General features: G+C 63.7%; 3 protein-coding genes. All 3 read left to right on the top strand.

All coding sequences use genetic code 11. The features are described 5' to 3' along the window. Nucleotides 1-285, top strand: a 285-nt coding sequence (locus tag I71_RS40155; protein ID WP_244434038.1) for a ParA family protein, incomplete at its 5' end; no start/stop codon positions are given. Between the two features lie 12 nt (nt 286-297). Next, nucleotides 298-1,011, top strand: a complete 714-nt coding sequence (locus I71_RS25220) for a NeuD/PglB/VioB family sugar acetyltransferase (protein ID WP_042700235.1) — start codon at nt 298-300, stop codon at nt 1,009-1,011. A 108-nt stretch (nt 1,012-1,119) separates the two neighbouring features. Next, on the top strand, nt 1,120-2,036 hold a 917-nt coding region (locus I71_RS35240; RefSeq protein WP_148294366.1), incomplete at its 3' end, for a glycosyltransferase family 2 protein.

The raw sequence follows: 2,036 nt of genomic DNA on the forward strand, positions 1-2,036 counted from the left end.
CGCCCGACCAGTGTCGACGGGCTGGATATCGTTCCTTCCAGCATTGCGCTGGCGAGCGCCGACACCGAACTGCCGGGCAACCTGACCAATGCGCAGACCGCGCTGGCCGAAATGCTCGACGGCGTGCGGGAGCGTTATGACGTGATCGTCATCGACGGTTCCATTGGGACGTATCGAAGGACCGATCGATCTGGAAATCCGTTTCACGCTCGACGGCAGGCAGCAGGCGGGAACGACGGCACTGTGTGTCGTGAAACGGCTGGTCGTTTCCCTGTCGGAACGTGAAGGATGTGCTTGATGAAGCGGCATGGCGGACAACTGCCCGAAGCCGGGACCGAGCGTGTCGTGATCCTCGGCGGAGGCGCATTGGGCGCCATGGCGGCCGATCTGTGCGCCGCCACCGGCCGCGAGGTTGTCGGCTTCCTCGACAACCGCAAGGAGCCGGGAAGCTGTGTTTACGGCACTCCCATTCTCGGCCCCTTCGATCTGGTGGAGCGGGATGCCGCCTTGCGGGCGGCCTGCCACTTCATCGTGGCGGTCAGCGATGCCCTGTTGCGCCTTGAATGGCTCGGCCGGATCGCCGCGGCGGGGGCGCGGCTGATCACTCTGATCCATCCGTCGGTTGCCTGTTCGCCTTCGGCCTCTCTGGGTGACGGCATTATGATCCTCCCGTTCACCACGATCTATCCGGGCGCGTCGATCGGGGAGGGCTGTCTGATCGAAGGCCATGCCGGCGTGGGGCCGGAGGTGTCCGTCATGCCGGTCTGCATGCTTGCGGAAAGTTCGGTTCTGGGCCATCGAACCCACATCGGTGCCGGCAGCTTCATCGGCGCCGGAGCCGTGACACGTCCACACATCACCATCGGCGAGGGGTGCCTGATCGGGGCGAACAGCACCGTCATCCGCGACATCCCGCCGTTCAAGGTCGCGGCAGGATCACCGGCTCGCGTGCTGCGGGACAATGTCGACCTCGATCCGGCGCACGCGGAACGGACCCGGCAAAACCGATGACGGCGGCCATCCGCTCCACCGAAATCCCAGCGTCACCTGCGCCATGACCATTTCCTTGCCGTGCCTCGGTTCAGGCATGAAATCCTTTTTCCCAGCCACCGGACGGCCATGACTCCTCTTCTGTCGATCGTCATTCCCACCTACAACCGCGGCAGCTTCCTCGCGGCGCTGCTGACGGAACTGGCAAGACAATCGGCCTGCCTGCCTGCCGGGACGGTGGAGGTGGTTGTCATCGACAATGCCAGTTCCGATGGCACGAGCGCCGTGTGCCGCGATATCGCGGCAGAACTCCCCTGCTTTCGCTACATCCGCAACCCGGTGAACATCGGCGCCGATGAAAATGTCCTGCGTTGCCCGCAGGCAGGACGCGGCGAATGGCTGTGGATCTTCGGCGACGACGACATCCTGCATGACGGGGCATTGGCCCGGATCGTCGGGCTGCTGGGGGAAACGGCCGCCGACATGGTGCTTTTGAACTACAGGCAGGTCCATCGGGATGGCCTGACCGTGCTGGCCGAGAGGGTTTGTCCGCTCGACGGCGACATGTTCCTGCCATCGTTGGGGAAATGGCTGGAGCAGCCTGCCTCCTTATGCCTGCTCGCCTTCATCACCTCCGCGATTGCCCGCCGGTCGCCGATGGCGGCAATCGATCCGTCCTCGTACCGGCTGAAAAGTTACTTCACCTTTCTCGGCGTCCGTTTCGAGCCGTTCGGCGATCGTCCTGTCCATGTCGTCGCAACCCCCTGCCTCACCCAGCGCCAGTACAATTATCGTCCGGACCATGCCGATGCCCCGACCATAGGCGTCGATCCTTCGACCGGAGTCGCCATCATCCGGCTTCTTTTCCAGATCGACAGGCGCAGCCGCCTGCGCCCTGGCGAGCTATGGTCGGCCTCGGTCATCGATGGCATCGGCCAGGACTTGCCCGTCATGAATTTCCTGGACTGGCTGATGAAGCACTCGATCATCCCATCGCTTTTCACCAGCTTCCATGCAATGACGCCGGACGGGTGGACCGTTCTCAT

The organism is Azospirillum sp. B506 (assembly GCF_000333595.1).
Lineage (GTDB): Bacteria > Pseudomonadota > Alphaproteobacteria > Azospirillales > Azospirillaceae > Azospirillum.

Bases quoted from the DNA above. Each gene is read 5' to 3' on its own strand.
- I71_RS25220 (WP_042700235.1), top strand. From the start codon at position 298: ATGAAGCGGCATGGCGGACAACTGCCCGAAGCCGGGACCGAGCGTGTC.